This window comes from Veillonella sp. CAG:933, from assembly GCF_000431435.1.
Lineage (GTDB): Bacteria > Bacillota > Negativicutes > Veillonellales > Veillonellaceae > Veillonella_A.
This window is the reverse complement of record NZ_HF986260.1, coordinates 62,818-69,039: the sequence shown is the minus strand read 5'-3', so window position 1 is coordinate 69,039 and position 6,222 is coordinate 62,818. Positions and strand designations below refer to the sequence as shown.

6 protein-coding genes are annotated in these 6,222 nt (G+C 44.0%); all 6 read right to left on the bottom strand.

What is annotated here, in order from left to right:
- Positions 1-117: 117 nt before the first annotated feature.
- Positions 118-567 carry a dUTP diphosphatase gene (gene dut, locus QZL64_RS13320; RefSeq protein ID WP_021842439.1) on the bottom strand — a complete coding sequence of 150 codons (450 nt, stop codon included), beginning with the start codon at positions 565-567 and terminating at the stop codon, positions 118-120.
- Positions 568-593: 26 nt separating this feature from the next.
- Positions 594-2,663 carry a polyribonucleotide nucleotidyltransferase gene (locus QZL64_RS13315; protein ID WP_021842438.1) on the bottom strand — a complete coding sequence of 690 codons (2,070 nt, stop codon included), beginning with the start codon at positions 2,661-2,663 and terminating at the stop codon, positions 594-596.
- Between the two features lie 155 nt (positions 2,664-2,818).
- Positions 2,819-3,085: a 30S ribosomal protein S15 gene (gene rpsO / locus QZL64_RS13310; protein ID WP_006556895.1), complete on the bottom strand. Its 267-nt coding sequence runs from the start codon at positions 3,083-3,085 to the stop codon at positions 2,819-2,821.
- 239 nt (positions 3,086-3,324) lie between these two features.
- Positions 3,325-4,116: an ABC transporter ATP-binding protein gene (locus tag QZL64_RS13305; protein ID WP_021842437.1), complete on the bottom strand. Its 792-nt coding sequence runs from the start codon at positions 4,114-4,116 to the stop codon at positions 3,325-3,327.
- 12 nt (positions 4,117-4,128) lie between these two features.
- A complete protein-coding gene (locus QZL64_RS13300; RefSeq protein ID WP_021842436.1) occupies positions 4,129-4,998 on the bottom strand; it encodes an ABC transporter permease in 870 nt (289 codons plus the stop codon).
- 112 nt (positions 4,999-5,110) lie between these two features.
- Positions 5,111-6,097, bottom strand: coding sequence for an ABC transporter substrate-binding protein (locus QZL64_RS13295; protein WP_021842435.1), 987 nt, complete (start codon positions 6,095-6,097; stop codon positions 5,111-5,113).
- Positions 6,098-6,222: the final 125 nt, after the last annotated feature.

Below are 6,222 nucleotides of genomic sequence, written 5' to 3'. Positions count from 1 at the left end.
TTTAGCGCCCCAAAATTTGACAAAGAGCCATTTCTATGGCTGAACTCAAAATATAACAAAAAACTCCACGGCAACCACACTCAGCAAGCTGAGCGTAGTGTCATGGAGTTTTATTACCTAATTATTACCGGTACTGCCGATACCGCCTTTACGGATACCGGTGGCATCGTCATCGGTAGCGATTAAATATTTGGAGAAAATGCCCTGGGCCACGCGTTCGCCTTTTTCAAGCTGAACTTCTTCTTTCCCCATATTAATAAGGGCAATCAGAATATGACCTTCGTTTTCTTCATTATTATAATAATCACTGTCAATGATGCCGGTACTATTCACGAGCATAAGGTGCCGTTTAATAGCCATGCTGGAACGAATATGAATCGCCAAATATTCATCGTAATTCATAAACGCTTTGAGGCCTGTAGCCACCAACTTCATTTCGCCGGGCGCAATTGTTACGGCTTCCGCACATTCAATATCGTAGCCCGCGCTTTCCGTTGTTTTCCGTCTTGGTAAAGCTATATCTTTATCTTCAAACTGTGATACAACTTCAAATCCACGTATATCCATCTAAGGACTCCTCTTTCAAGTGATAGTTATTTTAAGCAATCTTTGCGGGACAAGTTAATACGACCCTGTTTATCAATTTCGATAACTTTAACCATAATTTCGTCGCCCACATTGACAACATCTTCCACATTTTCAACACGTTCTTTAGCTAATTTGGAAATATGTACCAAACCTTCTTTGCCCGGTAATACTTCAACAAAGGCACCAAAGTTCATAAGACGGGTTACTTTACCGAGGTAAACTTCACCCACTTCAACTTCTTTCGTCAAGTTGGTAATAATTTCAATCGCTTTATTAGCCGCCGCTTCTTCAACAGCAGCAATGAAGATAGTGCCATCATCTTCAATATCGATTTTAGCACCGGTTTCTTCGATGATACCGCGAATTACTTTGCCGCCTTGACCGATTACGTCACGAATCTTGTCAGGGTCGATGTTCATGGTAATAATGCGCGGAGCCCATGGGGACATATTATCACGCGGTGCATCGATAACAGCAAGCATTTTGCCCATAATGTGCATACGGCCTTTATGAGCCTGTTCCAATGCTTCTTTTAAGATTTCACGGGATAAACCGGAAATTTTAATATCCATCTGAATAGCGGTAACGCCTTTCGCCGTACCGGCTACTTTGAAGTCCATATCGCCCAAAGCATCTTCCATGCCTTGAATATCCGTTAAAATCGTGTAATGTTCACCCTGAGTTACAAGACCCATAGCAATACCGGCTACCGGTGCTTTAATAGGCACACCGGCGTCCATTAAGGACAAGGTGCTACCGCACACGCTGGCCATGGAGCTGGAGCCGTTGGATTCCAATACTTCGGATACCAAACGCATAGCGTATGGGAATTCTTCTTCTGTTGGCAAAACGGCCAATAAAGCACGTTCAGCCAAGGCACCGTGACCGATTTCACGACGTCCAGGACCGCGGGAGGAACGAGCTTCCCCTACGGAATAGGATGGGAAATTGTAGTGGTGAATATAACGTTTTTCCGTTTCAATACCGATACCGTCGATAGTCTGTTTTTCAGACAATGGAGCTAAAGTACAGATATTAAGAACCTGAGTTTGACCACGAGTGAATAAGCCGGAACCGTGAGTGCGAGGCAATACACCTACACGTACGCTGATTGGACGAACTTCATCCAACTGACGGCCGTCCGGACGGATTTTTTCAACCGTAATCATATGACGAACGATTTCTTTCGTCATTTTTTCAAGCGCCATATTTACATCATCCATATTTTCAGGATAGATTTCTTCAAAATGAGCGCGTGTATCAGCATATACTTCATCCTGCTGCGCATCGCGTTGTTGTTTATCGGCACAACGTACGGCTTTATCGAGGGCATCATGAGCGTATTCTTTAACGGCTGCCAAAATATCTTCGTCTAAAGCATGCGTTGGCAATACGCGTTTTTCTTTGCCTGCCACGGCTACCATTTCTTCCTGGAAAGAAACGATGCGTTTAATTTCTTCATGAGCCGCCATGATAGCGTCTAAGAGTACGTCTTCCGCTACTTCCTGCGCACCGCCTTCTACCATCAAGATAGCATCTTTTGTGCCCGCTACGACTACATTTAAGTCAGTAGCTTCAAGTTGTGCTACGGTTGGGTTAATTACAAAAGAACCGTTTACACGGCCGATGCGTACACCGGCGATTGGACCTGCCCAAGGAATGTCGGACAAAGCCAAAGCTGCGGACGCACCAATCATACCGCAAATTTCAGGTGCATTATCCTGGTCTACGGACAATACGGTAGCACATACATGCACTTCATTACGGCAACCTTTGTCGAATAATGGGCGAATCGGACGGTCAATCAAACGGCTGTGCAAAATAGCTGTTTCCGGCGGACGACCTTCACGTTTAACGAAGCCCCCCGGAATGCGGCCTACCGCATACATTTTTTCTTCATAATCTACAGTCAATGGGAAGAAGTCAATGTCTTTGGCTTCTTTGGATGCCGTAGCCGTTACCAATACGACCGTATCACCATAACGTACTAAGGCTGCACCGCCTGCTTGTTTTGCCAATTCCCCTGTTTCAATAGTTAGGGTACGACCGGCAAGATCCATTTGGAATTGTTCCATTCCGATTCCTCCTCTGAGTTACTCTTCTACAATTTTTACATTCTCTATTATTGTAAATGATTATCTCATAAAATAAAAGTGTTTTATTAGTTATTATATAAAAAAAGCGGCCAAGGCCGCTTTTTAAGTTACGCAAACTAACGCGTGAAACGCAATTATTTACGTAAGTTTAATTTTTCAAGAATTGCACGGTAACGTTCAATGTCTTTACGACGAAGGTAGTCAAGCATGTTACGGCGTTGACCAACCAATTTCAAAAGACCACGACGGGAGTGATGATCCTTTTTGTGTTCTTTCAAATGTTCAGTAAGGTATACAATGCGGTTAGTCAAAATCGCGATTTGTACTTCCGGAGATCCGGTGTCGCCTTCATGAACAGCAAATTCTTTGATGATAGCTTGTTTAGCTTCTGTAGTTAACATTATTATGTCCTCCTGTACTACGAATAAAATCTCGACAAGCCAAAGTAAACGTTGGAGATTCGAATACTTCGCTTGCGTTAACAGTGCGTATAGCACCTTAATGAGTATACTATATGCCCCTATAATTGTAAAGAGGGATTTTACAAAAATCCCTCTTTACATACGTCGTTATAAGTACAACGATATTCATTTTATGTAAATACCATATAATGGCATCCACTGTTCATTACGATTGAATTTTAGGTTCCCAACATCATACGGTCACTAATAGTATCGCCGGCCACTTCAAAGCGTTCCAATAAGTCTTGAACCGTTAATTTCTTCTTCTCTTCGCCGCGCACGTCAAAGATAATGCGTCCGTTATTCATCATAATCAGACGATTGCCGAAACGCAAGGCATCACGCATGTTATGCGTAATCATAAGGGTTGTCAGATTATGCTCTTTAACGAGTTTATCCGTCAACGTTAACACGTTTTCAGCCGTCTTAGGATCAAGGGCTGCCGTATGTTCATCGAGCAATAGCAGCTCAGGACGAAGCATGGTGGCCATTAACAAGGTAATGGACTGGCGCTGACCGCCGCTCAATAAGCCCATACGAGCCGTCAAACGGTCTTCGAGACCAAGGCCTAAGAGGGATAAACGTTCACGGAACAATTCCCGTTCTTTCGGTACGAACGCCCATTTAAGGCCCATCCGTTTACCACGGCGCAAAGCGAGAAGAAGATTTTCTTCAATTTGCATGTTCCCCGCCGTACCAAGCATAGGGTCCTGGAATACACGGCCGATAAACGCCGCTCGTTTGTATTCCGGCATTTTCGTAATATCCGTATCATTAATATGAATGGATCCGGAATCAATGGGAAATACACCGGCAATGGAATTCAACAAGGTACTCTTACCGGCCCCGTTACCGCCGATAACGGTAGCAAAATCACCGGACTCCAAGCGTAAATCAACGCCATGAAGAGCCACTTTTTCATTGACCGTACCTTTAAAGAATGTTTTGACAATCTGTTTAACTTCTAACATAGGTAGCCCTCCTTAGCGACTCTGCCATTTCGCCTTCAATGTCGGTAAGGACAAGGCGATGGCAACCAATACGGCCGTAAATAATTTCAAATCATTTGGCGGCATACCTAAGTATAATACAATGGCAATAACGATACGGTACACAACGGAACCGAGCACTACGGCCGTTAAACTTTTCACAAAAGAACGGGTGCCGAAGAGAACTTCCCCGATGATAACCGAAGCCAAACCGATAACGATGGTGCCTACGCCCATGCCTACGTCGGCATAACCGTTTCCTTGTGCTACGAGGGCACCGGCTACAGCTACAAACGCATTAGATAAAAGCAAGCCCAATACAATCATCGTATCCGTATTCACGCCCTGGGCACGAATCATTTGCGGATTCACGCCGGTGGCACGAATGGCGGCCCCGATTTCCGTCCCGAAGAACCAGAATAAAAATAGACCGGATAAAAAAGCTACCAATAAGCCTACGATGGCCAAAGCCCAGGTAGCGGAAATATTCATGGCTTCCAAATAGGTATATACTGTGTCCATGCGCAATAAGGACACATTCGCTTTCCCCATGACATGAAGATTCACCGAGTATAATGCAATCATGGTTAGAATCCCGGCTAAGAGGGCCGGAATTTTAAGCTTAGTATGAACCAAGCCCGTAACCACACCGGCGAGCATACCGCCCACGGCGGCTGCTAAAATCGATACAACCGGATTCACGCCGGCCACAACGAGTGTAACGGAAATAGCTGCGCCTAATGGGAAGCTCCCTTCAACGGTTAAATCGGCAATATCCAATACACGGAACGTAATAAATACGCCGATAGCCAACAGTGACCATAACAGGCCTTGGCCTAATGTAGAAATAATCAGGTTTTCCATGTTTCCTCCATCTATAAAAAGAAAAAGGCCGAAGCCCTTTTCTTTTATGTATTAGGTTAATTATTTACCCTTTAGTTTAAAATCGGGCTATTCCCTTTTTTAATCAGGATATTTATTTACCGGCTTCTTGCAAAACGTCGGCCGGAATAGTAATGCCTAAACGATTAGCCACATCTTGGTTAATAACCAATTTGAATTCTTTTTGACTTTCAACCGGCATATCTTCGATTTTAGCTTCACCGGATAGGATTTTAGCCCCCATTACACCGGTTTGGAAGCCCAATTGGTAGTAATCAACGGAGTAAGTCGCTAAACCGCCCATTTTTACCACATTGTCTTCACCCGGGAATACCGGAATTTTAGCGGCATCGGTAATTTTAACCAAGTTAGGCATAGCCGATACAACTACATTATCGGTAGGTACATAAATAGCTTCAACACCCTGTGTTACCAAGTTTTGTGCGACCTGCTGAATATCGTTCACATTTTGAACCGTCATTTCCACAACTTCAAGGCCTTTTTCCTGAGCATGTTTCTTCATGCGTTCTGCCTGTAATTGGGAATTCACTTCGCTGGCACTGTAGATAATGCCGACTTTCTTAGCATTCGGTAAAATACGAGTAATTAAGTCCACCTGTTTTTCTACCGGATTCATATCAGTCGTACCACTCACATTAGTGCCCGGTTTTTCATCACTTTTTACTAATTTAGCTTGGACATAATCGGTAATGGCTGTACCCAAGATTGGAATATCTTTGGTTGCATTTGCCATAGCTTGAGCAGCCGGCGTTGCAATAGCCAACACCAAATCATCTCTATCTGCCACAAAACGCTGGGCAATACTGTTCAAATTCGACTGGTCCGCCTGAGCGTTCTGCTGATCGATTTTTACATTATCTTTAAACCCTTTAGACGCCAAGCCGTCAACAAATCCCTTGTTGGCCGCATCAAGCGCCGGATGTTCAACGAGTTGAACGACCCCTACTTTGTACGTTTTGTTCGCACCGCTATCATTGCTACTGTCACTACCACAGCCGGCGAGTAAACCTACAGCCATCAAAGCTGCCGCCGCTGCCACTACTACACGTTTCTTCCACATAATAAAATGCTCCCTTCTACCATACTACACATATCCATCTACACGGGATATTGCAACCATTATAGCCTGTTTCTTTGCCTATTTCAATAGGAAAATGAAAGAAAATTCATCAAAGAGGCCTATAA